Source organism: Caldisalinibacter kiritimatiensis (assembly GCF_000387765.1).
GTDB classification, from domain to species: domain Bacteria; phylum Bacillota; class Clostridia; order Tissierellales; family Caldisalinibacteraceae; genus Caldisalinibacter; species Caldisalinibacter kiritimatiensis.
In genome coordinates this window covers 1-400 of sequence record NZ_ARZA01000079.1, presented here as the reverse complement: position 1 = coordinate 400, position 400 = coordinate 1, and the positions used below count along the sequence as shown (strand labels likewise).

Annotated in this window: 1 protein-coding gene; it reads left to right on the top strand. The window is 19.8% G+C overall.

Going from position 1 to position 400, the window contains the following annotated elements:
• A partial coding sequence (locus tag L21TH_RS14480) for a hypothetical protein (protein ID WP_034429268.1) occupies nt 1-400 on the top strand: 400 nt, incomplete at both ends.

Sequence of the window (400 nt, the reverse complement as noted above, 5' to 3'; positions counted from 1 at the left end):
AATACAAAATTTCATTACAACAGTTAATAATAATTATTATATAACTCTTTTGCAGTATGAGTTGATTGATTATGGGCAAAAAGAAAAGTTTAAAACCTTTCATATAAGTTTAAGTAAAAAAGATAATAAATATAAAGTGTATTCTACACAAAGTAGTATTTGTCCACAATTCGACCAATTAATAGATGCATATAAATTTTTTAATATTATTGAAGATATAGATATAAATGAAATTACAAAAAATAATAACTCACAATATTACTATATTTATACTACTGGAAAATATGAAATAGATGCAACAAATTCAATTAAAAGATATATTATCGAAAACAATAAAATAAAAAAAATAGATCGCAAAGATAATGTTAAGGGATATTATATTGATATAATAGATGATAAA